This window comes from Spirosoma arboris (assembly GCF_009754945.1).
In the GTDB taxonomy this organism is placed as follows: Bacteria; Bacteroidota; Bacteroidia; order Cytophagales; family Spirosomataceae; genus Spirosoma; species Spirosoma arboris.
Genome location: NZ_WPIN01000022.1, coordinates 24,983 through 50,731 on the forward strand (window position 1 = coordinate 24,983; position 25,749 = coordinate 50,731).

The window sequence follows — 25,749 nt, forward strand, 5'->3', positions numbered from 1 at the left end:
TATTGCTGAATTTCCTTTAATCATACCCAGTTCCATTTGCCTGGCGTTGCGGTAAAGCCAACAACCACGGGCAGGTTATCACTTGATTTTGTACTGTTTGTTGATTGAGCACATAGCTTCCAACTCTGAATAAATAGCAGCAGAATCCAAAGCAGTCCTTCGTCCCATTTTTAGCCCAATTCATCCCATTTTTTCATTCTGTCTGTAGTAGCCCGGTATTTTTGAAACAGGTTATACGGGCATTTTTATTAACTGGATCATGATCGGAAGCTACATCAAAACATCGAGACGCAACTTACTGCACAACAAGCTGTTCTCCTTCATCAATATTGTTGGCCTTGCCATCAGTATGTCTGTCGGTTTACTGCTGATCGCGTTCGTACTCGACCTATATTCGTACGATAGATTCAATAAGGATGGGGATAGGATCTACCGCATCACTAGCGTACTGACTCCAAATCGGAAACAAAGTGGATCGCGATCAAGCGGCAAGTTTGCAACCACATCCATAAAGACCGGCAAGCTTATCCGCCAGAAAGTGACCGGCATTGATGAAGTGGCTATTATGCACAACGACTTTTCGCAGGATGCGAAGGTTGGCGACAACATTCTCCCGATCAAGGGCTTCTGGGCTGATCCGTCGCTATTCAGGATCTTTACTTTTCCGATGCTGGAAGGCAATCCCGAAACGGCCCTGAAAGACCCTTATTCGATCGTTCTCACGGAGACGGCAGCAAAAAAGCTATTCGGCAACCAGTCTGCGCTTGGCAAGGCAATCAACGTCAATACCGTCGATTACCAGGTGACCGGTGTTATGAAGGACGTTCCCTTCTTTTCGCACATCAATTTCGAAGCATTGGTATCGCTCTCAACGGCTGAGCAGCTCAACAGGAACGACAACAACTTCGAAAAATGGACAAACATGTCGTCGAACTACGTGTACCTTAGGCTGCCGGAACATGCCGATATGGCATCAATCCAGTCGCAGCTCGACGCCATTGCAAAGGAGGAAAATCTCGCCGAAGATGACATGAAGATCCAACTCGAGCTGCTTCCTTTATATAGTATTGTGGTCGGCGAGAACCTCCGTCGCTCTGAGGGGGGAGCTGGCTCCACGGGCCCTCACATGTCTCCGGTTGTGCTTTGGATACTCAGCGGGCTTGCACTCATTGTGATATTGTCTGCCTGTTTTAACTACACCAATCTGTCGATGGCACGAGCCATGCGCCGTTTTAAGGAAGTAGGTATTCGCAAAGCGATTGGTGCCGAAAAGAGTCAGGTATGGCAGCAATTCCTGGCCGAGGCCATCATGATCTCGCTGGCAGCCCTTGTTCTTTCCTACCTCATCTTCCTCGTATTGCGGCCGCAGCTGATAAACCTGGCTCCAGAGATGCAGCGCACGGTGAAGCTTCATCTTGCTCTACCTATGGTCATAGCCTTCATCATCTTTTCGGTCACTGTAGGTGTTATTGCCGGTTTCATGCCTGCACTATTCTTTTCAAAAGTCAGCGCGATCAATGCACTCAGGAATGTATCGACGGTGAAGGTATTCAAACACGTAACCCTCCGGCGCGCTCTGGTGGTGATTCAATACACACTCACCCTGATCTTTATCACAACGACCGCCATCGGCTATGTGCAGTATAAAAACATCCTTGCATTCGACCTGGGCTTCAACACCGAGAATATCCTGAACATCAATATGCAGGGTAATAAACCCGATGCGTTTATGAAAGAGCTAAGCGAAATGCCCGAAGTAACTGCATTGTCCCGCTCGTTAATCGTCACTAGCGTTGGAAACGCCTGGGGCGGTCATATGAAATACAACGATTCGCGCGACTCGGCGCTGGTCTTGACCAACCACGTCGACGAAAACTACCTGACTCTGCATGAATACAAGCTTATTGCCGGAGGAAATTTCAGGGCACGACCCACTACAGCCGATGCTGTCAGCGAAGTGATTGTTAACCAGCAGGTTTTAAAACGATTTAACATCAGTGCAGACAATCCCGAGAAGGCAATCGGGGAGCAGATCACATTTAGTAATTTCAATATACATAACCGGAAGATGACCATAGTTGGCGTACTGAAAGACTTTCACTATGGAAAGGTCGACAACCTCATTGAGCCGGTAGCCTTCATGGCCTGGACACCCGGAGACAGAGCAATCATTAATGTCAAACTACAAAGCAAAGACATACTGGCAACCAGAGCCAAGATCGAGTCCGCGTGGAAGAAAATTGATCGTGTTCATCCATTTAAGGCTGAATTCTATAACGAAGCCATAGAAGATGCCTACAGTGAATTTTCGGCCATGATCAAGATTATTGGCTTCCTTTCATTGCTCGCCATTTCTATTGCATCGATGGGTTTGTTCGGAATGGTGGCGTTCACGACCGAAACCAGACTGAAGGAAATCAGCATCCGCAAAGTGATGGGTGCAAGCTCTGGTAGTCTTATCTATTTATTGAGTCGTGGTTTTCTGGTACAACTGTCGATATCGGCACTTATCGCGCTGCCTGTAACGTACCTTTTCTTCGAAAACGTTGTGCTCACCAATTTTCCGTACCACACACCTGTGCAGATCGTAGAGTTATTAGTTGGCTTGCTCGTGGTATTACTGATAGCATTCCTCATGATTGGATCGCAGACGATGAAGGCGGCAAAAAGTAATCCCGTGGAAGTCCTGAAGAGCGAATAGGGTTAAAATCTACAAAATGAGCTCTGGAAATCAGAGCTCATTTTGTATTGCCATAGAAAAGCCCTTCCTGCATATCTCTCAAACTGATGATATATCAAAGCGGTCCGTATAGAAGCGGCTCTTCGTAATTAATCTCAAAGACAAGATCCCCAATAAACGAGCGATCCGCTGTAGCACAGTCATTTCTTATTCCCGTTTCAACACCTTCACACTTCGCTGCTGAGTGGGCGTACTGACCCCTAAAAACAACAAACCTGCCGACGCTGAATCAAGCCGAAACTCATGCCGCTCGACCTCCTCCGCAGCCGCCACTCGTCGGTGGCTGATTGTCTGACCACGACCATCAATCAAGCTCAACTCCAGCGGATCACCCAAAGCTCCTCGAACTTCTACCCAAACCTCATTCCCCACCACCGGATTGCCCAACACTACAACCTGCAGGTCGCTGGGTTCACCTGGACTAGCCAGCCGCCCCCCATTCAAACAGCCATCCAGCCACCGATAGTTGTAACTTGAGGTCACACTCCCCTGCTGAGCGATCAGGGTGATCAAAGGCTGATTGGTCGGGAGGATCAGCACATAAGGGCCCGGCTGGGTGGTGATCAAACCCGTCGTGATGGCTAGTACGATGCCCTCCCCACTCTCGCCTGTGTACTGAGGAAGGATAGTAACCTGCCGTTCACTGGCACTCACACTCTGACAGTTCAGCAGACTTACTCCTACCAGAGCAAAAGGGGAAGTCTGGATTGGCTGACCACTGACGGTGAACTCAAAGCTCGTACTCACACTCAAACCCAAGGGGTCGAAGGCCGTTACACTCACCGTCGAAACACCCGTCACCGAGGGAATCCCACTGATCACACTCCCCGTCAGGTTCAGACCCGAAGGCAGGCCCGAAGCCTCAAAGTGTAACGCCTGACCATCCGGGTCCGAGAAGTAGTCTAATAAGCCCAAACTATACCCCTGCCCCTGACGGGCCACTTGAGCCGGAATCCCAGGCGTGACCGGTGCCCGGTTGGGCGTCGATGAAGGATTCACGGTCAGCACAAAACTGGTTGTCACACTCAGTCCACCGGGGTCGATTCCCGTCACATTCACCGTCGAAACACCCGGCTCTACAGGGATTCCTCCGATTACACTCCCCGTCAGATTCAGCCCCGAAGGCAAACCTGAGACCTGAAAATGCAAGGCTTGCCCATCCGGGTCCGAAAAATAGTCCAATAAGCCCAGACTATAGGCCTGCCCCTGCTGGGCAGCCTGGGCAACAATGCCTCTGGTAGTGGGAGGATGGTTGTCCACCCCCGTCTGGCAGGCATCCAGCCAGCGGTAGTTGTAACTTGAGAGCTTACTGCCCTGCTGGGCAATCAGCGTCAGCAGAGGCATACTGGTGGGCACTCGAAGCGTGTAGGGACCCGGCCCGGTAGTAATGAAATTGTCATAAGCGATGGCCAGCACGATGGGCTCTCCGCTCAGTCCCTGGTACTGAGGTAGGAAGGTAATTTGCTGCTCGGTAGCACTGACTGGCTGGCAGCTGATCAGGCTCACGCCCAGCAGGGCAAACGTTGCCTGAGCGGGCAGGATCGTCAGGCTGAGGGGTGGGCTGGCGGGGCTGATGCAGCTACCCACGGTGCAGGAAGCCGAGAGGCTATAGGTGCCCGGTGCCGAGAGGGTGTAGATACTCCCACTAGCCGCCCCCGTTCCTCCCTGGGGCATCCAGGTCAGGGTTCCCCCACAGCCGCTGGCGGTCACTGAAATGGGCTGGTTGGTCGTATTAGTGGCACTGGCCAGCAGACTAGGTGGCTCCAGATTGGCGGAAGTAGTGACCAGGGCACTAGCCGTGGCCGTGCAGCCATTGGCGGCTATCACCGTAACCGAATACAGGCCGGGCTGGCTCACTGTAGCGATCGAACTCGAACTACCGCCCTGCTGGCTGGCCAGACTACTGAAGTGATAGCTAGTACCCCCTGACGCCGTCAGGGTCACCGACGACTGAGCACAGGTCAGGGGACCGTTGTTAGTCAGTCCGGGGGTAGGTAGAGGATTGATCGTGACGGAAGTGGAGATGGAAGTCGACTTGCCGTTATTACTCACGGTAAGGGAAATGGACTGATTTCCTGATCCACTAGCCGTCAGGTTTTGACTGAAGCGGGGGTTGGATGAACTCCCGGTTATGGTCGAACTGCCACTGGTGAGGGAGAACGAATAAGTGGTTCCCTGCAAGTTGCTGACCGTAGCGGTGAGGGTAATGGGACTACCCACACAAACAGGATTGGGACTGGCCATCAGGCCCGTGATGATGGGCACTTGCTCCAACTTGCTGATAAAGATATCATAACGTCCCGACGATGTGGTCAGGTTGGCGACTCCATCGCCAGGATCAAAATAGACAGTGCCCGAAAAGTCGCCCGTGGTATAGACATTACCCGAGCCGTCCACGGCAATCGAGTTACCCGAAGCCCCATCGGTTCCGCCCAGTTGTCTGGCCCAGACGTAGTGACCCAATTGATCCAGTTTGCAGATAAAGCAATCCCCATTATTACTATCACTAGCGGTTAGGTTGGCCTCCCCATCGCCAGGGTCAAAATCAGTCGTACCACGGAAGTAGCCCGTTATATAGGCATTACTCGAGCCATCCACGGCGATTGACAGAGCCGTGTTATAAGAATTTTCGGTCAATTCTCTGGCCCACAGAAACTTGCCCGAAACATCCAGCTTACTAACAAAGATAGTACCATCGCTGGTGCCTGTAAGATAGGCAACTCCTTCGCCCGGATCAAAATCAGCCAACCCCTCATTACTACTAAAGAAATGACCCGTCGTATAAATATTGCCCAACCCATCCAGGGCAATTGATCGGCAATTTTCCTCCCCTGGCCCACCCATCTGTTTGACCCAGACAAAGTTGCCATCCTTATCTAACTTCTGGATAAACACATCGACATTGCCTGCTGAGGTAAGGCTAGCCGTGCCAGGTCCCGGATCAAAGTCCACCGTGGCAAAGAAACTACCGGCGGTAAACACATTGCCCGCTCCATCGACGGCCACCGAGAAGCCGAACTCATACTGCGCTCCATCCAGGCTTTTGGCCCACACCAGATTGCCGGTTGCTCCATCGAGCTTGTTTATAGCGCGAACTCTACCACTCTCATCGCCGAGGCCACTGGTGGTATAGGCATTCCCTGCTCCATCCACCACGAGGGTCCGACCGCTTTCCGAACCCACACGTTGCAGTTGTTTGACCCACAGGAAGTTGCCCGAGGTATTCAGCTTGAGGACGAATATCCCGCCCTCTGAAGGGTTAAGTTCCACTTGATCAGGCCCTGGATCAAAATCCACCGTGTTATAGAAATTACCCGTAACGTAGACATTGCCCGAGCCATCTACTGCCAGTGAGGTACCCTGGCTAAAATCGATGCTTTTGGCCCAAACCAGGTTACCCGCCCCATCATGCTTAAACAGGAAAAGACCATCAAAGCCCGAAGCGGTCAGGTTCGCTACTCCGGTAATTGTACCCTGGAAACTACCCGTGGTATAGACATTCCCTGCCCCATCTACCGCGATTGAATTCCCTCCAGCAGAACCCGATCCGCCAATACCCCTGGCCCATTTATAGTTTTGTGCCTGTGTGAAGGAAGGGATGCAGATCAACCCCACCAGAATAAGGCCAAGAAGAATAAAATAGTTGTTTTTCATGGGTAAAGGCTTGAATGGAGCGAGTAAACTAGATAGAACCATCTGTCTATATTCTGATAGTCAGAGTGTTGCCGTAGTGCCAAAAATAAAAAGAGGAAAACCCGTACAGGAAAGAATGTTGTGAACGACCGGTTTCATTAAGTGGGCAACCGAACCATGTATGTAAATGGGAAATAGCGGATAAGCGAATAGCGTTTTGTTGAGGTTCAACGCAATGAATCCTGCTAGCGAATCAATTGCCGCTTTAATACGCCACCAATAAAACTATCGATGAAGGTGAGAATCATCGACTTGTAAAGGCCAACCCTTTTCGGGGTCCTAAATAGCTTATAGCAGTAGCTGCAGTTGGATGCCAAGCTTCACTTTCTCAACGGCTGGCTCGGATTTGGTTCGTCAATCAGCGTAATAACGCAGGTAGATAATATAGCCAATAATGGCAGCAATGAGTATGACTAAAGTAGCATCAATCCAGTTATTTTTTGATAATGAATTCCTTTATTTGCAGCTATAAAAGATGAAATAAAACTCCAACTCTTGACGACCAGAAAATTTACCAATGGTATACTTGCCCTTACTTAGTTTGTAGTAATCTAATAAAAGCGAATTGGCATAATGGAAATCGAAACTCATCAACTAAATGGCATAAAGGCTGCCGAGGTAGTTTCAACAGGAATTGTCATTAAAAGTGCAGAAGATGGGCTAGATTTATTAGGCAACTTATATTATCAGGGTTTTGATACTATAATTATCTATAAGGAAAATGTTACGCCTGATTTTTTCGATTTAAAAACAGGCATAGCTGGTGAATTACTTCAAAAATTCTCGAATTATCGAGTTCGGTTAGCAGTCATTGGCGATTTTAGCAACTATTCCAGCAAAAGTATCAACGACTTCATTTTCGAAAGCAATAAAATTGGGCAAATTAACTTTGTCAATTCAATATCAGAAGCCTTAGAGAGACTTGGGAAGTACTAATTTTCTGTCATTCCTACTAATATCTAAATGGCAGAAATGCTAAATTGTACTCGATTGCTTCTTGGGTTTCGTACGTACCTGCGGCTAACCCGGCCCAACAAACTATTCACAAGCCGGTAGCTAACTAAGGCTGGCAACGGCACAGCTTAGTTGCTAGTTTTGAGAAAACGTACAGCTCCTTATCAGTGCGTTGGCATTTATATAGCAAGCCCCGACAGCGGCTAATCTGACTATGGACATCCAATCTTTATACCAGCAGGCAATCAAGTTTGCTGCGGTAAAACATGTAGAAAAAAACCAGTTGGTTCCTGGAACAAACCTGCCTTATGTGGTTCACTTAAGCAATGTGGCCATGGAAATTCTGGTAGCCGCTCACTACTCGTCAACTTTCAATTTGGCGTATGCTATCCAACTGGCCTTATTGCATGATACCCTGGAAGATACGTCGACCACGTTTGAGGAAGTGTCAGCTGCATTTGGCGTAGAGGTAGCGCAAGGAGTTTTAGCATTGACCAAAAACGACGCATTATCGAAAGCAGAACAAATGCTAGACAGCCTGAAGCGCATTAAAGAATTACCAACAGAAGTTTGGGCCGTAAAATTAGCGGACAGAATAACCAATCTTCAGGTTCCGCCGAGTTATTGGGACGACGCTAAAAAAAGTGGGTACAGGCAGGAAGCGATGATCATACTGCATGAACTGAACGGTGGAAATGCTTACCTTGAAAAGCGCCTGAATGAAAAAATAATGGATTATAAACAATACATCACGGCCTGATTGAATTGAAGCCACTCGAAAGCCTATTAGCTAGAATTATGGAAGCGCATTTTGCATTAAGTGACGATCTGTTTGAGCAACAGTTCAAGTTATGTCGATTAAATCCGACTCTATTTAGCCATGAAGCTCATTTAAGACTGGCCTGGATTCACGTTAAGAAATACGGCGTTGAGCAGGCAATAGAAAACATTTGCGATCAACTGGTCTGTTTTGTTGACTCGTTGGGTGCTCGGAATAAGTACAATAAGACGCTTACGATTGCTGCCATAAGAGCCGTCAACCATTTTATCAATAAGTCTGACACAGACAATTTCAGTGATTTCATCAACCAGTTTCCGCGGCTTAAATTCTCGTTCAAAGAATTGATTGCCTGTCACTATCAAGTAGATATTTATAATTCGAAACTAGCAAAGACAGTCTACGTAGAACCCGATTTACTGCCATTTTCATGAAAATCTCGGCCAGTATAAAAAGCGCATTTAATCAGCAGGAAACCGTTGTGCAGACCAATGATACGGCTAAAGAAATGCATATTTCGGTAAAAGCATCTGGTTTTGGCTCGGCCATCAATGGGGGCGAACTCCTGCTTCTTTCCCTGGCCACCTGCTTCTGCAACGACATCTACCGGGAGGCAACCAAGCGGAATATAACGGTATCGGGTGTGGATGTTGTCTTTAACGGCGAATTCGGCGGTGACGGTGAGCCGGGCTCTAATTTTACCTATACCGCCAATGTAACGTCAGACGCATCGCCAGCAGAAATTGACGCGTTGATCAAGCATACCGACCAAATCGCAGAAATTCATAATACGTTGCGAAAAGGGCTTAGCATAACATTGGCGACCTAAAGGTTCGATTAATTCCCCTCTGCTCTACCGCTAAATAAAGGCAACTATTTGTTAATAAATAGTCGTAAGGATAGTATTGAAAAAGTGCATCCTTTGCCCCGAAACCGTCTAAATTTTAGCACCATGTCCCTCACCAATTATCACCTCTTCGTAGGTCGCTATGACCGTGGCCTTATGGCTCCCGACGCCAATCACTTCGAGATAAAACTCAACACGGGCACTGAGTTTTACCGAATAGCCGTCAATGTACGCTCTCAGGATGGCTCTATGCTAATGGCTTATGTAGATGATAACTATCAACATGAACTATGCGCGCGTCTGCTGGAATCGTTTCCACAAAATGGAAACTTCAATATTAACGATACGGCCAAACGAAAGCAGTTTGGCCTGGATTTTTTACGGCGAAACATGGTGGGCGATTTTAATAAACTGGTCGTTCTTCCCAATAATTTACCTGGTTTAGACAATGACCTTCAGGATAAATTAACCCTAGCCCTGGATAAGTCTAAGGCAGATCCTAATGCCCAAATTTTTGCCTTCGGTGAGCAATGGCCAAGTACCAGCAAAGCCGATCAATATTTCCATGAAATCAAAGATCAGGGTTTACACGACATCCACATGAATCAGGGAAACCCTACAGGTTCATTCGACAAGGACAACGGCGTTTTTCAGGACGGTGGATTATTAATTTACTATCCTAGCTTAAATCGCTGGAGCGCCATTTTGCTAGCCTTTCAAACCCAGTTCAATACGCTTAACCCAGTTACCTTGCACACCGACGACCAGACTGGCAATCGCATAACGAGTACTGCTCCCGGTGGTGGTGTCGTTGTTGATACGCCAGTAGACGGCGAGGTGGTCATCGTAGCTGCTTTGGTGAACCCTAAAGGCAATGAAGCAGGTAAGGAAAAAGTCATTTTGGTAAATACTACTGATGAAGACATTTCCCTAAATGGCTGGAAACTGGTTGACCGAAACCGGCATGAGTTTGCGATCGGTAAGGTAACGATTGGTGCAAGTAGTACGGCCGAGATCACGATTACGGCGGGCAGTAACTTCAATCTCGGCAATAAAGGAGGTACCATCTCGCTGCTTAACAGCCAGGGTATAAAAACCAGTGGGGTGCAGTATACGAAACAGCAGGCCCAGGCTGAAGGCAAACTGATTCGGTTTTAATTTTTGGCAACTGTTTCATCCATCGCTTCTCAATTAACGTTATATCAACCCAGGCTAAGACTACCTTAGCCTGGGTTTTTAACAGGCGCAGGTTTGTGCACCTGCCATTTGCTTTTATGGGCAAAGTAACCGGCAAAGGGTAACTTGCTCATCAATTTTGTCTGACCCATTATGAACCAGGGTGATCTATTGCTTGAGCGAATTCAGAAGGCCAATCAGGACCGACGGGAAGACATGCTGATGCGCAAGTATAAAGCTATGAGCGAAAGTGCTTTTCGATTTTTCAGAGCTACGCCTTCTCTGTTTTATCAGGATGCACCGAGGATTCTGTTTTCGCCCGATTACCCTACTTGCTGGGTTTGCGCCGACCTGCACCTCGAAAATATTGGCTCTTATCGGGGCGAAAATAAACTGGTTTATTTCGACATTAACGACTTCGACGAAGCGCTACTGGCACCCTGTACTGTCGACATTGCCCGGCTGGTAACGAGTCTATTTGTGGCCGCACCGCTGCTGAAGCATTCGCCCGAAACCAGCAGGCAGCTAGCCAGTCAGTTTATATCAGCCTACAATCAAATGCTGTTGCGCAGCAAACCCCGATCGATTGAACGTCAGACAGCAACTGGCATTCTCAAAGAATTTTTGGATCAGGCGACTGAACACACCCGCAAGGGTCTGATAGCTCGATTGACCCGAGGGAGTGGCCTTAAACGGCATCTCCACACGAATGAAAAGCGACTTTTAGCCCTGAAAGGCAATGAACGGGAAGATGTCTGGAATTGGCTACAGAATGCATTGCAGAACCAGGGCGATTACCAATTGCGTGATGTGGCGTTTCGAATTGCCGGTACAAGTAGCATTGGCCTGAATCGCTATGCCGCTCTGGTAGAAAGCCCGAATCGACGGCTACACCTCCTTGATATAAAAGCAACCCGGCCATCGGCTGCGGAACCTTATGTGGGTATAAACCAGCCGCACTGGCCCGATCAGGCTACTCGTATCGTTACGCTACAAAACCGACTTCAGGATGTGCCACCCGCGAAACTATGGACTCTTGCTGGTCCTGATGAGGAATATTACGTCGTACGCTACCTACAACCTCAGGCCGATCGGATGAACCTCGCGGCTAAACATGTTCGGGGTACCCAACGCCTGGGCCAACTGCTGGAGACCATGGCGCAACTGACAGCCTCAGCCCATCTACGTAGCGGAGGTCGCCAGGGATCGGCAACTGCTGACGAATTAATCGCTTTTGCCAACAATCCCTACTGGACGTCTGAGTTACTGGCATGGGCTGAAACATACGCCCAGCAAGTTCAACAGGACCATGCTCAGTTTAAATCGGCTTTAAAAGCTGGTTGGCCAAAGTTAACTGAAAGTCATTGATCCAATTGTACCCACGGTCTTCAGGCCGTGTTTATGTTATGGAAAAACACGGCCTGAAGACCGTGGGTACAACCTATCTTCTACACATCAGACCTTTCTACTTTCGTATAAACCGGTACATCAAACGAAAAGCTAAGTCCCGTTTCTGACAGATGGGCAATGCGTAGTTGAGAAGCATGTAAACCCAAAATTTTCCGCACAATGGCTAACCCCAGGCCCGAATTGGGCGGTCGAACGATGGCGTTCGTACTATCGACTTGATTCACCTTCTCCAAATAAGCCAGAATGGGCGCAGACAAGGGCGAAACCGAATTATTTACCGATACCGTCACAAATTGCTCATTACTAGCCAACTGAAGCTTTACCTGCCCACCTTCGGGCGAATAATTAATGGCATTTTCCACCAAATTCTGCAATACCTGTTCAATCATATTGATGTCTGCATAACAGACTGATGGGACTTCACAATTGATGCAGGAAAAGGTGATCTCTTTCTGCTGCGCGATTAACCGAAAATTCGTGTAGGTCTCCGTAACAAGGTCTGACAACAGAAAGGGCTCCTTTTCGGGAGTTCGTTCTTTAGCATCCAGTTTCGATAGCTCGAATAGTTCATTTATCCGCTTGGTTAGTCGCTCTGTGCTTTGCAGGATCGCTCCCACGTAGTGTTTCTGTGTCTCATCGAGCAACGCATCCATGTCCAGCGTTTCGGCGTAACCACGAATTGACGTTATGGGGGACCGAAGATCATGCGAGACGTTAGCGATCAAATCGCGTCGGAGTTGCTCTGCGGTTCGTAGTTGATCAAAACTTTGACCCAATTGGTCGGCCATGGTATTGAAGGCATTTGCCAGGGGAGCCAGATCACTACTGGGTTTCAGTTGAGTACGAGCAGTTAAAGTGCCCTCGCGGAAGCGCATTACCGTCTGGATAATGTGAGTTAGATCGCGGGTGAGAAGGCTAAATACGACGAAGCCCACCGTCAATGCAGCCAATAGCATAAACAGCGTTGTTTTAAGACCCCATTCCACAGAATAATCCTGTAACAACTGCATTAGTGTGGTGCCATAACTCTCCCCCAGCAAGACCACATATACATACCCCTGCAACTGCTCTTTATCACGTACCTCTGCCGCCGAAAATACCTGTTGCCCGTCGGTTTGTTTAGGATCATCTCCCTGGATGAACACGAGTCCCTTTGTCCGAATAAACTGTCGGATAGGGCTCAGGTTAACCTGATGCCGTTTTATTTTTTCGGGTGGAGCTTCGTAAACCATCACCCGTCCGGTCGTATCGAGCAGGTACACTTCAGCGCTTGGATTAGTTACCATGGCGTCGAAAAAGATGCGCTCGGTGGCTTTATGGTTTACATGCATACCCACAAAGGGCTGGGAAAATCTGGCAATGTGAGCTGCTACTTCCCGATTGAGCCGCTGGTGGGTGGCTTTGAAGTAGCGAATGGCCACAAACCCTGTCAACACACTATATCCAGCCACGAGTAGTATAACCAATAACGACAGCAGAACCGCTAACCGACCATAGGTAGCCGGATATAGTCGACGAGGTTTAGTTCGGTTCATGAAGCTACAGGCTTTATAGATTCGGCAAATCGATAGCCGATACCCCAGGTTGTCAGGATATAGATTGGGCGGGCGAAGTCGGATTCAATTTTATTGCGCAGGCGGTTAATGTGAGCCGTTACGGTGTGTTCGTAGCCCGAAAAATGGTAATCCCAGACCAGGTGAAGTAATTCTTTCCGACTGTAACTCTTCCCCGGATTTTCGGCCAGCAACACCAGCAGATCAAACTCTTTCGGAGTAAGTTCGATCCGCTTCCCGTCGAGGGTCACAATTCGATCTGCCGTATGAATCCACAGGGCGCCGTGTGTGATAATCGACGTAGCTATTGGTGTTGATGCATTTCCCAGACTGCTCCGGCGTAACATGGCACGCACCCTAGCCACAAATTCCTGGATACCAAATGGCTTTGTCAGATAATCGTCGGCACCAGCCTCTAAACCGGCCACTTTATCGGCTTCCTGCGTTTTAGCTGTCAGCATCAAAATCGGTGTAAACGTATTATACTGGCGAATCTGACGGCAAATTTCGATACCATCCATATCGGGTAGCATTACATCCAGAATACATAAATCAACAGCCTGATGAGTTAGTTGCTCCAAACCATCCCGACCCGACACTGCGGTGAAAACCTCAGCCGGTAAAGTACGGAGATGGATACGAACCAGGTCAACAATGAGTGGGTCGTCTTCAATAATCAGTATTTTCTTCATGGAGGTGTTCATACGTGCGGGCTTAGGCTTTGTCAGATTCAGGTTATCCAGCAAAATTCCCGATTCTGACTGAACAGAAAAATTTGATTATCAAAATGTTAGACTTCTGTGATAACTTTTCAACTGAGTCAACGCTTCTATGTACAGACCAATTGGTGGCTTTAGATTACCCAGCGTTATTGGTCATTTACGTTAATACTTGTTTCGATTAACCAGAATTTCACCCTGTAAAATCAATCCATTTTCTCATGAAAAATGTACTCACACTGGCTTTTGTAGCTGCTATGACCATGTCTACCGCCGTCTTCGCTCAGGACAAAATGAAAGCTGACAAAATGAAGAAAGACAAGATGTCGGACGGCAAGATGATGAATGATACGATGAGCAGTAAGAAAATGTCAAAGCATAAAATGAAGAAAGACAAAATGAAGATGTCCGACGATAAGATGAAATCGGGTAATTAGTAAGTGATTAGCTTCTATTTCCACCTGACTTTACCAGGCGAAAATAGAAGCTAATATTACCTCCGCATAGATGATGCCCGGACAATCAGTTGCGTTTCCATTACTTTGGTTTCTTTAGGAATCGCCGTATCAGTCGCATTCAATTCACGCAGGAGCAACCGCACAGTTTCGGTCCCCATCTCCTGAATAGGCTGGCTAATGCTGCTCAGCGTAGGCGAAAAAAGAGCCGAAACGGGTTCATTATTAAAGCTCACAATAGCCACATCCTCTGGTATTCGCATTCCTTTTTGCTTCAACGCATACATAGCTGAATAAGCCATCCGATCGCTGATAACGACGATCCCATCGGGAGGCTGTGGCAGGCTCATCAGCGCCAGTGTCTGTATAATTGTGTTCTCCTGGGTATAATCGCAGTGAAACACATATTGGTCTCCAATCGATAGTCCGTGCTTAGTCAACGCTGCCCGATAACCCGCAACGCGCTGATTACTCAACACTAATTGGGTCGGTCCCGCCAGAAACCCAATTCGCCGGCAGCCATTTTCAATTAAATGTTCGGTAGCTTTAAAAGCAGCAGCATGATTATCGACAATAACTTTTGATACGTCGATGCTCTCCGCGTACCGGTCAAAAAGCACCAGTGGAATATTTTTGCGCACCAGCCTTTCTACGTGCTCATAGTTATCCGTATCGCGCGACAACGAAATAATAAACCCCTCAACCTGGCTTCGCAGCAGGTTCTGAATATTGGTCGTTTCCCGCAAATACGACTCATTTGTTTGGCACACCAACACGCTATAGCCCGCTTGTAAAGCAGCCTCCTCAATGCTATTAAGCATCGCCGAGAAATAATGATAACTCAGATTCGGAACAATGACTCCAATCGTTTTCGTCCGGCTCTTGGCCAGGTTCTTAGCGAGTTGGTTGGGTTGATAATCCAGTTCCTCCGCCAGTTGCATCACCGCACGCCGGGTATCGGGATGAATCTCCTGCATCCCACGCAATGCCCGCGAAACAGTCGAGATCGAAATGTTCAGCGATCGGGCAATATCCTTAATGGTAACCGGGGTGTTTTTCATTGGCTTTAACCTGATAACCAACTATCACTTTTATAAGACAAGGCTTAATTGGCGTAGAACGGCCTCAATTTACACAGCAGGCAGCCTTAGCAAGTATACGAAGAAAACTTTACTTTTTTTAAGTTAAGCGTACTTAATGCAAACGTTTGCGGTAACGTTTGCGGTAACGTTTGCATACAAAAAGTGATTTTATACCCATAAAAACCCTTGACAGCTTGTACTAAGCAGGTATATTAGTAGAGAATACCTAGAAAAAAGTGCGGTAACACGTTTGGCCCAGTATTTTATAACATCCTGAATACAGTCAGCAAAATTGTATTTAATCTGGATTGAAGATTATCAGCAGAGACTGTCTGATAGCCAAAAAGTGGGCGTTATCCAGAAGATTGTGTCTACTGCACTCAACCTTGATCTTTACTAATTTTACCTACAAACGGCATGGCTACTGCCTCCTCAATTCCTTCCGATGAAGTGCTTATGGCACAACTTTGGCTTCGTTTTAAAGCCGATGACAAGAACGCATTTGATCAATTGGTAGAAGCACGGTATCGACTATTGTTTAACTACGCGACCCGATTTACCAAAGACCGTGCCCTGATTAAAGACTGCGTTCAGGATCTTTTCCTGGAACTCTGGAATCGACGCAAAGCCATTGCTGATACACCGTATGTGACCATTTACCTCATTAAAGCATTGCGTAACAACCTGCTACGAAAACTGCGTCGGGAGATGAACTGGCGGTCGACTATCGAAGAAGGGATCGAGTCTGAAACCATCCTTGCTGATAACCTGACAGCTGAAAACGAGTGGATTGCAGGCGAAACGCTGATCAACACGGAGCAGAGACTTCGGCGGGCCGTGTCTCAATTACCTAAACGCCAGCAGGAAGTTGTCTTCCTTAAGTTCTACGAGGGTCTTTCTAACGATGATATTGCGCAGGTAATGGCGGTTGAAAAGCAGACCGTTGCTAATTTCCTCTACCGCGCCATGTCTCAATTACGTAGCTTCCTCCCCGTCCGAGTCTTCTCCTGATTAATATTAAAGGCAGAGAACCTCCTTACTTTTCAAATTGAAAAATCTGATCCATTAACACCCATTTCTCCCCTTCCTTAGCCCACGGCAATGGTTGCTGAAACGTCCACATGAGTCGCTCCCATTCCTGTACATGTGGGCTAAGTAAGTCCAGCGCTGCTTTCTTTTCGAAGGTGAATTGATCATCTGTTTCCAAAATCATGAACATTCGGTTGCCCGTCCGGTAAATCTGAAGATCCAGAATACCCGCCTTCAAATCATTGGCTCGCACTTCCGGCCAGCCACTCCCTCGGGCATGCCAGCGTTCGTATTCGGCAATCAGGTCAGGGTCGTCTTTCAGGTCGAGCGACAAACAAAATCGTTGCATTGGAATAGATGGTTTACAAGTAGTAATAGTATCGTAAAATCAGGTAGCGAAGGTTTTTTTGTCATCTCGACGTAAGGAGAGATCTCTAATGTCTACCTTGAGATCTCTCCTTACGTCGAGATGACAAAAAATATGAGTCCGCTTCTCAGCCGAAATAATGCGTAAAGGACTCGATTGTTTGTTTAGCGGCCTGGTCAGAGTCAGGGTATGGGAAGGCTTCTGCCGATATAAAACCGGAATAGCCAATTTCGTTGATGGCGGTAGCGACTTCGTCCATGGCAAGATGGCCCAAACCAATTGGTCGTCGATTGCTGTCGGCAAAGTGTATATGACCAATAAACGAGCCCGCCATACGGATGCTTTCAGATAGCGAAGGCTCTTCGATATTCATGTGAAACAAATCGGCAAGCAGCGCCACTGCCTTATTATTCAGACCTTTAAGCAAATTAACACCTACATCGAGTGTATTGATCAAATTCGTTTCATAGCGGTTCAGTGGTTCGTAGATCAAGGATACGCCCTGATCCTCCGCCCGCTGCCCTAGTGTATTCAGCCCTTCGGCCAGCCAGCTCAACGCCTGTTCATGATCGACACCCGGCGCTACATTTCCCTGCATTGACCCAATAATCGCTGGTGCGCCAACCTTTGCCCCAAATGCAATCATGTCGGTAATAAAATCTATGGCTTGGGTCCTAATCGCGGGATCGGGATCTGTCAGGGTCAGGCCATGAATAACTTTTCCGGCTCCTGTACCCACTGCCCCGATTTGCAGGTTGTACTGATCGGCCAGTTGAGCCACTCGCTGCGGAGAGATGGCATCGGCCGAAGCGGTAAACAATTCAACGCCATCGAATCCTAAGGCCGACGCTTTCGCCATACTGGCTTCCAGATCGTTCCAATAAATCCAGGGGCCTGTTTTAATTTGAGGGACTAACGCAATGGTTACGCAAGACTTCATTAGTTGGATTCAGTATCAAAATTCACCATGATTTTCGTAATCGGTCCCGGATTTACAGACCAGTCGGCCAGGGCTGCCCCTGCGTCATCCAGCGATACAACGCGACTAATGACAGCATCGACCGGAAATTTTCCGGCTTCCAGATAGGAAATGACATCCGGAAAATCGCCCAGGCAATTGCGCGAACCCAGAATCTCTATTTCTTTCCGAACGAAGGTTCCGGTATTATAGTCAACGGGCTTTTTGGCGTATCCAATGTACACCACACGTCCGGTGTAGGCCACTTCTTCTACGGCAGACCGGTACGTGGCCGGATTTCCCACCGCTTCGATTATGACATCAGGGCCATCGCCATCGGTAATTTCCAGCAAAGCTTCATGCAAATCAACCTTCGTGGTATTGATTGTATGAGCTGCCCCCGCCAGTTTAGCCGTCCGCATTTTCGCATCGTCAATATCAATGGCGATTACCTCGGCACCCCGGTTCACGGAAGCCGCCACAGCGCCCATCCCTACAATGCCACAGCCAATAACGGCCACTTTTTCGCCCGCCATAACCCGCCCTCGGGCAACCGCATGAAAGCCAACAGTGAGCGGTTCTACCAGAGCCAACTCCCGAACCGATAAGTGATCAGAAGCATGCAGTTTTTGCCAGGGAACGCTAATAAAATCGGTCATGGCTCCTGGCCGCCGAACCCCCATTGTTTTGTTGTCCTGACACGCATTCGGTCGACCTTTCCGGCAAGAAAGGCAGATTCCGCAATTCTGGTAGGGGTTCAGGGTAACTTTCATACCAGGTTTAAATTGGTCTGGAACCAGACTGCCCGTTTCCACAATGGTCGCCCCGACTTCGTGACCCAACACGTTGGGGTATTCCTGCAATTCAAATAATCCCCGGAACCCGTTAAGATCACCCCCACAAAAGCCAACCATGTTGATTTTCAAGAGAACCTCTTCGGCTCCCAACGATGGTATGTCAATGGTGCGAACTTCGGTTCTGCCGGGTTCGACCAGCACGAGGGCACGTTGTTTATTCATGGTAAAAAGTTGGCTTAGGAATATTATTTTCTGGTTTTCCCTCAAACCACATCTGATTTTTGACCGGAGCAACCAGGGTTTCGATGCGTTGACGGAGTTCATCGGGAATCGTGAGTTGAAGCGCTCGCAGATTTTGCTCCACCTGCCGCTGCTCTGACATGCCTACGATCGTGGTCGAGATGACAGGATGGTCGACCGCATACCGTAAGGCGACATCACTTAAGGCCAGCCCATATTCACGGCACAAGGCCAGCAATTTGGGCTGCATATCCTTAACGGCCTGCGGTGAACTCTGCCAGACAGGCACCGGCGCATCCGACAGGATTCGCTGCATCAGCGGTGCCGCATTCATCAGACCAAACCCTTTCTCCTGAGCAAGTGGGACTAATTCGTCATTGATTTCGTCTTCCAGCAACGTGTAATGTCCCCAGGATAAAACTGTGTCGACATCCACCTCCTTGGCTATCTGGGCGAGGTAGCGAACTGGCAGTCCGGAGAAACCTACGTACCGGGCCTTGCCCATTTCTTTGAGTTTAAGTACGGCCGGAATGGCTTCGTTAAGCACTTGCTCCCGATCGCCGAACTCAATATCATGTACCTGAAGTAAATCGACATAATCGACCTGCAATCGAGCCAACGATTCATCAATACTCCGCATCACACGCTCGTAAGAGAAGTCGAACACGCCATGTCCGTAGCGGCAACATTTTGTGGCCAGAAAAATGGAATTTCGCTTTGTTTTCAGCGCTTTCCCAAGTCGTGTTTCGGCCAGGGTATCGCCGTAAAAGGGGGCTACATCAAAAAAGTTGATGCCCTGATCAATGGCTGCATGAACGGCCCGTATTCCTTCATCCTCGTTGGTTTCATCGAATACGTTTCCCAGTGGAGACGCCCCAAAACTGAGCAACGAAACGTTCAGATCTGTCTTGCCTAATTTACGATACTGCATGCTCTGCTTTTGTAGTTTACCACACCCATATGTCTATCAATAATCAAAATCCGCTCTGCTCTACTCCTTTTTCACCAAAAAATAACTTGTTGCGTGATTTACGAGAGCTATTTCCAAAAAGCTACCATAAAATAGTTACGCCATACTGGTTATCAATCCTGGTCAAACGACTATTTACAACCAGTTAGTGCAGCTAATTATTTCAAGCGTAAACCGAGTTCATTTAACCAGTAGCATCCAATGAATTTTTTAGACCAGTTCAGCCTTGCAGGCAAAACCGCATTAGTAACCGGCAGCAATACCGGATTAGGACAAGCCATGGCTATTGCCTTAGCCGAAGCAGGGGCCAATATCATTGGCACGTCAAATTCTGACATCATGCAAGGCGGGGACACCGCAAAAGCGATTACTGCCCTGGGCCGTACGTTCGATGGTTATCAGGTAGATATTTCTGATCGGGAAGCATTGTATCAGTTTATAAATGCAGTCAAAGCCGCCCATTCGATTGACATTTTGGTTAACAATGCCGGGATGATTCTTCGCAAACCTGTTGCTGAGCATTCTGATGAATGGTGGGATAAAGTGATCTCGGTCAATCTGGACGCCCAGTTTATTCTGGCTCGGGAATTTGGCAAGGATATGATTACCAGAGGGTCTGGCAAAATCGTGTTTACCTGTTCGTTATTGAGTTTTCAGGGTGGTATCAACGTACCGGGCTACACCGCCAGCAAAAGTGCGGTGGCTGGACTGGTAAAGGCATTTTCGAATGAATGGGCGTCTAAAGGCGTGAATGTGAATGGCATTGCTCCAGGTTACATTGCGACCAACAATACCGAAGCCCTACGTGCCGATCCCGACCGCTCAAAATCGATTCTGGATCGTATTCCGGCCGGACGTTGGGGCGATCCAACTGATTTCAAAGGGCCAATCGTATTCCTGACCTCGGAGGCAAGCGCCTACGTTAATGGTACGATCCTGACTGTTGATGGTGGCTGGATAGGCCGATAGTCGGATTTGTGTAAAACAACCTCTTATTTGTGTATTTCGACCCACCCGTTTAAATCCTATTTTTGCTATCGATTAGACAATTGATCGTGATAATGGGCAAGAATTCGTATTCAAGGTTTGTTACAGGGATTAGATACGCAATATCTCCAGGCTATTGCGTATCTAATCCCTGTAACAAACCTTTCTTTTTGCTATTAACAAGCTTGACTTGCTTTTATATCATTGGCCTGATGCAAGGCTGTAATCGTGTGGAGAAACCAGCTGCGATTGCGAAGTTGGCCGATAAACTCCCCGAAACGGTTGATTATAACCTGCATGTCAAACCCATCCTATCCGACAAATGCTTCTTTTGCCACGGGCCTGACAAAAACAGCCAGAAAGCAGGGCTTGAACTGGCCACTCGCGAAGGCGCATTAGCCGCTCTGAAAAAAGCGAAAGGGAAACACGCCATCGTTCCCGGTGATTTGGCTGGCAGTGAAGTCTATCACCGGATCATCACGGCCGACGAACACGAGATGATGCCGCCCAAAGCGTCGAATCGCGTATTGTCGGATTACGAAAAAGCGGTCCTCATCAAATGGATTGAACAAGGGGCAGCGTACAAACCGCACTGGGCGCTCATCAAACCCCAGAAATCAGAATTGCCGACTGTCAGCGATACGCGGTGGCCCAAAAATGGGATTGACAATTTCATTCTTCACAAAATGGAGGAGAAAGGCCAGGCGTCGGACCGTTTGAAACCTTCTCCTGAAGCTGACAAAGAAACGCTCCTTCGGCGGGTATCGCTCGATCTCACTGGCCTTCCTCCTACGCTCGAGGAGCTAGACAATTTTCTGGCCGACACTTCACCGAATGCGTACGAAAAGGTAGTTAATCGACTGTTACAGTCGCCCCATTACGGCGAGAAAATGGCTGTTGACTGGCTCGATCTGGCCCGCTACGCTGATACACACGGCTATACAGTTGACCGCTACCGACCCATGTGGCCCTGGCGCGACTGGGTCATTAAATCATTCAATCAAAATCAGCCGTTTAGTCAGTTTCTGACCTGGCAACTGGCGGGCGATCTCCTCCCCCGCCCCAACCGTGAACAACGATTGGCTACGGGCTTCAATCGCAATCATTCTCAAAATACGGAGGGCGGAATTATCAACGAAGAGTTTCGGGTAGAGTACGTTGCCGACCGGACCAATACATTGGGCACGGCTATGCTGGGTATGACCGTAGAGTGTGCCCGTTGCCACGATCACAAGTTCGACCCCATTTCGCAGAAGGATTATTACAGCCTGTTTGCCTTCTTCAATAACGTAGACGAAGCCGGACAAATCTCCTGGGACGATGCCATGCCCGTGCCAACCATGCTTCTCTCCGAGAAAAAGCAAGACAGTTTGCTCGCGTTTATCGATACCAAAATCAAAACGGCAGAAGTCGCACTTAATCAAACCAAACAAGCTGAGCAAACAGCCTTTAACCAATGGCAGGCCACTGCTGGCAATAACGTAGCAATCGATCTACGTAAAGGTTTGCAGGCTCGATTTACCTTCGATAAGCTGGTGAATGGGCAGTTCGTTAGTGAGGTTTCTGCAGTCGATAAAGGTACTGTTCTTGAGCCAGTTCTGGCAACGGGTAAGTTCGGTCAGGCGTTCCATTCCAACGGCGATGACATTCTGAATCTCGGCAAAGTGGGCGTCTTCAATCGTGCTCAACCGTTCTCAATCGGCGTTTGGGTGAACATTCCCAACGGCCTGAACAAAGGCGTAATTCTACACAAAGGTCAGGGCGATATTCTGTACAATTTCCGGGGCTATTTCCTGAATATCCGCGATGGCAAAGCCGAACTCCTGATGGCCCACACCTGGCCGTACAACAGCATCATTAAGGTAAGTCAGCAAGCATTGCCCAAGCAGAAATGGGTTCAGTTGACAATGACCTATGATGGGTCGAGCAAGGCAAGTGGTTTGAAGCTATACATCGATGGGAAAGAAGCCGCGATGGTGACCGAAAAAGACAATCTTTACAAGGACATCATCTGGCCAAAAGGCAAACACATGGGGAAAGATCAGCCCGGTTTGCAAGTTGGGGCCGATATGCGGGGAACGGGCTTCAAAGATGGGCTGGTCGATGAATTGGTTGTGTACAGTCGCGAACTCACAGCGTCTGAAGTCGCTTTGTTGCCCACATCAACGAGTGCATCCTCTACTCCTGGCTTACCCAGGCAACCAGACGCTAAGGCTTTGTTTCCGTATTACTTAGCTAATGTCTCGGCATCCTATCAGCACCAACGTGACGAACTGCTGAAACTTTGGGCTGAGCGCAATCGGGTTGTGGAAGAAATTCCTGAAATTATGGTAATGGAGGACATGAAAACGCCCCGGCCAACCTATCTGCTCAAGCGGGGAGTGTACGACGCCCACGGTGAAAAAGTTCGTCCGGATGTGCCGGCCAGCATCTTACCCTTCTCACCCGAATTTCCTCGCAATCGACTGGGGTTGGCCAAGTGGTTATTGCACCCAGATAATCCACTCACGGCCCGCGTAGTCGTCAATCGCTACTGGCAAACCTACTTTGGAACGGGACTACAAAAGTCATCCAACAACTTCGGAAATCAGGGCGGCCTACCTACTCACCCCGAACTACTCGACTGGCTGGCCATTACGTTTAGAGAAAGCGGATGGAATGTGAAGGCGCTGCAGAAGCTGATCGTCATGTCGGCCACGTATCGGCAATCGTCACGTGCCACGCGTGAAAGCCTGGAGAAAGATCCTGAAAACACCTGGCTGTCGCGCGGGCCTATGTCGAGGCTAACTGCAGAAATGATTCGGGATAACGCGCTAGCTGCGAGTGGCTTATTATCAACAAAAATGGGCGGTCCGAGTGTAAAACCATATCAGCCAGAAGGACTTTGGGCCGTCAACAGTGCAGTCTATGAGCAGGGCAAAGGCGAAGATTTGTATCGACGGAGCCTGTACACGTTCTGGCGCCGAACGAATCCGCCCCCGTCGATGAATACCTTCGACGCCCCCTCTCGCAGTTATTGCGTGGTACAGCGACAGAAAACCAGTACTCCTTTACAAGCCCTGATTCTGCTCAACGACCCGCAATTTGTGGAAGCCGCCAAAGTCGTCGCCGAGCGATCTTTTGCTTCACAAAAACCAGTATCAGAAGAACTTACAGAAATATTCCGACTACTGACCAGTCGAAAACCTCAGCCTAAAGAGCTAGCTATTTTGACTCGACTCTACGAGCAGGAATATCAGAAATTCAGGAAAAGCCCCGCTAAAATGCAGGGCTGGCTTCAGGCTGGTGAACATAAATCAATCGGCATCAGCGATCTATCTGCTTTGGCAGCCGGTGCCGTAGTGGCAAGTACCGTCATGAATTCGGAAGCGTTCGTGACGAAGCATTGAATAACCAAAAAAAAGCCATGAACGAGAAACTAGCACAAACTCTGGCCGATACCTTTAATCGGCGGTCATTTCTGACCAAAGCGTCCATCGGCTTAGGCTCATTGGCCCTGGGTTCGTTGTTGCCTCGAAACCTATTCTCGAATCCAGGACCAGAGCCAACGCTGCTGGTCCCGCATCGGGCTCCAAAAGCCAAACGAATTGTGTATTTGTGCCAAAGCGGAGGACCGTCGCAGTTGGAGATGTTCGACTATAAGCCGTTCCTAAAGCAAATGCATGGAAAAGACCTGCCCGCTTCGGTTCGGAAAGGGCAGCGATTGACCAGTATGAGCGCCCAGCAGTCGGCGTTACCGCTGGTGAGTTCGCCTTATGCATTTGCGCAACATGGTAAAAGTGGTGCGTGGGTCAGTGAATTGATGCCGTACACGAGCAAGGTGGCCGATGAACTGTGTTTCATCAAATCCATGTACACCGAGCAGATTAACCACGACCCCGCGCTCACGTTTTTCCAAACAGGAAATCAACTCGCCGGTCGTCCCAGCATTGGTTCCTGGATCAGCTACGGGCTAGGCTCGGCCAATGAGAATCTACCTTCGTTTATCGTACTGGTCTCCAACGACGCCCCAAAAGACCAGCCGCTCTACGCCCGACTTTGGGGAAATGGATTTTTGCCTTCCAAGCATCAGGGCGTGCAGTTTCGCTCGGGCGCTGATCCCGTACTGTATCTGAATAACCCGAACGGCTTCACCACTTCCGACCGTCGTTATATGCTCGATGCGCTAAAAGACCTCAATCAGGTGCAGGAAGAAGTCTACGGCGACCCCGAAGTGTCGAATCACATTGCTCAGTATGAAATGGCGTTTCGGATGCAGACTTCGGTACCGGAAGTTAACGACATGTCTGATGAGCCCGATTGGGTATTTGACCTGTATGGACCCGAAGCGCGCAATCCGGGTACGTTTGCAGCTAATTGCCTGATGGCTCGCCGGTTACTGGAACGCGACGTAAAATTCGTGCAACTCTACCATCAGGGTTGGGACCAGCATGGCGATTTACCCAAAGGCATCGCCCGCCAATGTAAAGCCACCGATCAGGCATCGGCGGCACTGGTACAGGATCTCAAACAACGGGGTTTGCTGGACGATACAGTTGTCGTTTGGGGAGGAGAATTTGGTCGAACGAATTATTCGCAGGGAAAACTGACGAAGGACAATTACGGTCGCGACCATCACCCACGCTGTTTCACTATCTGGATGGCGGGCGGAGGTATCAAGCCGGGCATTACATACGGGGAAACCGATGAATTTGGCTATAACACCGCCCACAATCCAGTGCATGTGCATGATTTTCAGGCTACATTGCTCCACCTGATGGGCATCGACCATGAGAAACTAGTCTACGAATTTCAGGGCCGACGTTTTCGCTTGACGGACGTGGAAGGCAAATTAGTGAAAGGAATACTGGCGTAAATCTTTATCTAGGTCATCTTTCCAAGAATTGTGTTTTGTCGTCCCGACGCCAGGAGGGATCTCAAGTCTCGTATTAGTCAAGCTTGAGATCCCTCCTCATGTCGGGGTGACAAAAAAGGTTCATAAAACCTAAACCAAC

At 48.6% G+C, this 25,749-nt stretch carries 20 protein-coding genes; 12 read left to right on the forward strand and 8 right to left on the reverse strand.

Going from position 1 to position 25,749, the window contains the following annotated elements:
* The first annotated feature begins 259 nt into the window (after nt 1–259).
* Complete coding sequence (locus GO755_RS35105) at nt 260–2,701, forward strand: ABC transporter permease (RefSeq protein WP_157590117.1); 2,442 nt, start codon at nt 260–262, stop codon at nt 2,699–2,701.
* 186 nt (nt 2,702–2,887) lie between these two features.
* Here the strand turns inward: GO755_RS35105 and GO755_RS35110 are convergent, their stop codons facing one another.
* On the reverse strand, nt 2,888–6,394 hold the full coding sequence (locus tag GO755_RS35110; protein WP_198175029.1) for an SBBP repeat-containing protein: 3,507 nt from the start codon (nt 6,392–6,394) through the stop codon (nt 2,888–2,890).
* A 612-nt stretch (nt 6,395–7,006) separates the two neighbouring features.
* Here GO755_RS35110 and GO755_RS35115 point away from each other — a divergent pair.
* From GO755_RS35115 to GO755_RS35140, 6 genes are all read left to right on the forward strand, one after another.
* On the forward strand, nt 7,007–7,369 hold the full coding sequence (locus GO755_RS35115; RefSeq protein ID WP_157590119.1) for a DUF4180 domain-containing protein: 363 nt from the start codon (nt 7,007–7,009) through the stop codon (nt 7,367–7,369).
* A gap of 232 nt (nt 7,370–7,601) precedes the next feature.
* Nucleotides 7,602–8,147 carry an HD domain-containing protein gene (locus GO755_RS35120; protein WP_157590120.1) on the forward strand — a complete coding sequence of 182 codons (546 nt, stop codon included), beginning with the start codon at nt 7,602–7,604 and terminating at the stop codon, nt 8,145–8,147.
* Nucleotides 8,148–8,185: 38 nt separating this feature from the next.
* Nucleotides 8,186–8,599 carry a hypothetical protein gene (locus GO755_RS35125; RefSeq protein ID WP_157590121.1) on the forward strand — a complete coding sequence of 138 codons (414 nt, stop codon included), beginning with the start codon at nt 8,186–8,188 and terminating at the stop codon, nt 8,597–8,599.
* Nucleotides 8,596–8,994, forward strand: coding sequence for an OsmC family protein (locus GO755_RS35130; protein ID WP_157590122.1), 399 nt, complete (start codon nt 8,596–8,598; stop codon nt 8,992–8,994). Before GO755_RS35125 ends, GO755_RS35130 begins: the two co-directional genes overlap by 4 nt.
* Nucleotides 8,995–9,117: 123 nt before the next feature.
* A complete protein-coding gene (locus tag GO755_RS35135; RefSeq protein ID WP_157590123.1) occupies nt 9,118–10,170 on the forward strand; it encodes a DUF2278 family protein in 1,053 nt (350 codons plus the stop codon).
* A gap of 171 nt (nt 10,171–10,341) precedes the next feature.
* A complete protein-coding gene (locus GO755_RS35140; protein WP_157590124.1) occupies nt 10,342–11,556 on the forward strand; it encodes a DUF2252 domain-containing protein in 1,215 nt (404 codons plus the stop codon).
* An 80-nt stretch (nt 11,557–11,636) separates the two neighbouring features.
* Here GO755_RS35140 and GO755_RS35145 read toward each other — a convergent pair whose 3' ends face one another.
* The gene (locus tag GO755_RS35145; RefSeq protein WP_157590125.1) at nt 11,637–13,133 is read right to left on the reverse strand and encodes a sensor histidine kinase; all 1,497 of its coding nucleotides are present in this window, start codon (nt 13,131–13,133) and stop codon (nt 11,637–11,639) included.
* A complete protein-coding gene (locus GO755_RS35150) occupies nt 13,130–13,843 on the reverse strand; it encodes a response regulator transcription factor (protein WP_157590126.1) in 714 nt (237 codons plus the stop codon). Before GO755_RS35150 ends, GO755_RS35145 begins: the two co-directional genes overlap by 4 nt.
* Before the next feature lie 248 nt (nt 13,844–14,091).
* Between GO755_RS35150 and GO755_RS35155 the strand changes: the two genes are divergently transcribed.
* Nucleotides 14,092–14,307 (forward strand): pentapeptide MXKDX repeat protein, encoded by a 216-nt coding sequence (locus GO755_RS35155; protein WP_157590127.1) that lies wholly within the window; start codon nt 14,092–14,094, stop codon nt 14,305–14,307.
* 56 nt (nt 14,308–14,363) lie between these two features.
* Here GO755_RS35155 and GO755_RS35160 read toward each other — a convergent pair whose 3' ends face one another.
* Complete coding sequence (locus GO755_RS35160; protein ID WP_157590128.1) at nt 14,364–15,386, reverse strand: LacI family DNA-binding transcriptional regulator; 1,023 nt, start codon at nt 15,384–15,386, stop codon at nt 14,364–14,366.
* A 438-nt stretch (nt 15,387–15,824) separates the two neighbouring features.
* On the opposite strand from GO755_RS35160, the gene GO755_RS35165 reads away from it, so the two are divergent.
* Entirely contained in the window at nt 15,825–16,418 is a 594-nt protein-coding gene (locus tag GO755_RS35165; RefSeq protein ID WP_157590129.1) for an RNA polymerase sigma factor, read from the forward strand.
* A gap of 25 nt (nt 16,419–16,443) precedes the next feature.
* On the opposite strand, the gene GO755_RS35170 is transcribed toward GO755_RS35165, so the two are convergent.
* The 4 genes from GO755_RS35170 to GO755_RS35185 form a co-directional block, all read right to left on the reverse strand.
* Complete coding sequence (locus GO755_RS35170; RefSeq protein WP_157590130.1) at nt 16,444–16,785, reverse strand: L-rhamnose mutarotase; 342 nt, start codon at nt 16,783–16,785, stop codon at nt 16,444–16,446.
* Between the two features lie 145 nt (nt 16,786–16,930).
* Nucleotides 16,931–17,743 (reverse strand): sugar phosphate isomerase/epimerase family protein, encoded by an 813-nt coding sequence (locus tag GO755_RS35175; RefSeq protein ID WP_157590131.1) that lies wholly within the window; start codon nt 17,741–17,743, stop codon nt 16,931–16,933.
* Entirely contained in the window at nt 17,743–18,780 is a 1,038-nt protein-coding gene (locus GO755_RS35180; RefSeq protein WP_157590132.1) for a zinc-binding alcohol dehydrogenase family protein, read from the reverse strand. The genes GO755_RS35175 and GO755_RS35180 overlap by 1 nt, the downstream gene beginning before the upstream one ends.
* Entirely contained in the window at nt 18,773–19,729 is a 957-nt protein-coding gene (locus GO755_RS35185; RefSeq protein WP_157590133.1) for an aldo/keto reductase, read from the reverse strand. The genes GO755_RS35180 and GO755_RS35185 overlap by 8 nt, the downstream gene beginning before the upstream one ends.
* 240 nt (nt 19,730–19,969) lie before the next feature.
* Here GO755_RS35185 and GO755_RS35190 point away from each other — a divergent pair, with 240 nt between their 5' ends.
* The 3 genes from GO755_RS35190 to GO755_RS35200 all read left to right on the forward strand — a co-directional run bounded on the left by GO755_RS35190 (nt 19,970) and on the right by GO755_RS35200 (nt 25,610).
* Complete coding sequence (locus tag GO755_RS35190; protein WP_157590134.1) at nt 19,970–20,737, forward strand: SDR family oxidoreductase; 768 nt, start codon at nt 19,970–19,972, stop codon at nt 20,735–20,737.
* Between the two features lie 230 nt (nt 20,738–20,967).
* A complete protein-coding gene (locus GO755_RS35195) occupies nt 20,968–24,144 on the forward strand; it encodes a DUF1553 domain-containing protein (protein WP_157590135.1) in 3,177 nt (1,058 codons plus the stop codon).
* 17 nt (nt 24,145–24,161) lie between these two features.
* Nucleotides 24,162–25,610 (forward strand): DUF1501 domain-containing protein, encoded by a 1,449-nt coding sequence (locus GO755_RS35200; RefSeq protein ID WP_157590136.1) that lies wholly within the window; start codon nt 24,162–24,164, stop codon nt 25,608–25,610.
* Nucleotides 25,611–25,749: the final 139 nt, after the last annotated feature.

Coding starts and splice junctions, on each gene's coding strand:
- GO755_RS35105 (WP_157590117.1), top strand. CDS start 260: ATGATCGGAAGCTACATCAAAACATCGAGACGCAACTTACTGCACAAC.
- GO755_RS35110 (WP_198175029.1), bottom strand. CDS start 6,394: ATGAAAAACAACTATTTTATTCTTCTTGGCCTTATTCTGGTGGGGTTG.
- GO755_RS35115 (WP_157590119.1), top strand. CDS start 7,007: ATGGAAATCGAAACTCATCAACTAAATGGCATAAAGGCTGCCGAGGTA.
- GO755_RS35120 (WP_157590120.1), top strand. CDS start 7,602: ATGGACATCCAATCTTTATACCAGCAGGCAATCAAGTTTGCTGCGGTA.
- GO755_RS35125 (WP_157590121.1), top strand. CDS start 8,186: ATGGAAGCGCATTTTGCATTAAGTGACGATCTGTTTGAGCAACAGTTC.
- GO755_RS35130 (WP_157590122.1), top strand. CDS start 8,596: ATGAAAATCTCGGCCAGTATAAAAAGCGCATTTAATCAGCAGGAAACC.
- GO755_RS35135 (WP_157590123.1), top strand. CDS start 9,118: ATGTCCCTCACCAATTATCACCTCTTCGTAGGTCGCTATGACCGTGGC.
- GO755_RS35140 (WP_157590124.1), top strand. CDS start 10,342: ATGAACCAGGGTGATCTATTGCTTGAGCGAATTCAGAAGGCCAATCAG.
- GO755_RS35145 (WP_157590125.1), bottom strand. CDS start 13,133: ATGAACCGAACTAAACCTCGTCGACTATATCCGGCTACCTATGGTCGG.
- GO755_RS35150 (WP_157590126.1), bottom strand. CDS start 13,843: ATGAAGAAAATACTGATTATTGAAGACGACCCACTCATTGTTGACCTG.
- GO755_RS35155 (WP_157590127.1), top strand. CDS start 14,092: ATGAAAAATGTACTCACACTGGCTTTTGTAGCTGCTATGACCATGTCT.
- GO755_RS35160 (WP_157590128.1), bottom strand. CDS start 15,386: ATGAAAAACACCCCGGTTACCATTAAGGATATTGCCCGATCGCTGAAC.
- GO755_RS35165 (WP_157590129.1), top strand. CDS start 15,825: ATGGCTACTGCCTCCTCAATTCCTTCCGATGAAGTGCTTATGGCACAA.
- GO755_RS35170 (WP_157590130.1), bottom strand. CDS start 16,785: ATGCAACGATTTTGTTTGTCGCTCGACCTGAAAGACGACCCTGACCTG.
- GO755_RS35175 (WP_157590131.1), bottom strand. CDS start 17,743: ATGAAGTCTTGCGTAACCATTGCGTTAGTCCCTCAAATTAAAACAGGC.
- GO755_RS35180 (WP_157590132.1), bottom strand. CDS start 18,780: ATGAATAAACAACGTGCCCTCGTGCTGGTCGAACCCGGCAGAACCGAA.
- GO755_RS35185 (WP_157590133.1), bottom strand. CDS start 19,729: ATGCAGTATCGTAAATTAGGCAAGACAGATCTGAACGTTTCGTTGCTC.
- GO755_RS35190 (WP_157590134.1), top strand. CDS start 19,970: ATGAATTTTTTAGACCAGTTCAGCCTTGCAGGCAAAACCGCATTAGTA.
- GO755_RS35195 (WP_157590135.1), top strand. CDS start 20,968: ATGCAAGGCTGTAATCGTGTGGAGAAACCAGCTGCGATTGCGAAGTTG.
- GO755_RS35200 (WP_157590136.1), top strand. CDS start 24,162: ATGAACGAGAAACTAGCACAAACTCTGGCCGATACCTTTAATCGGCGG.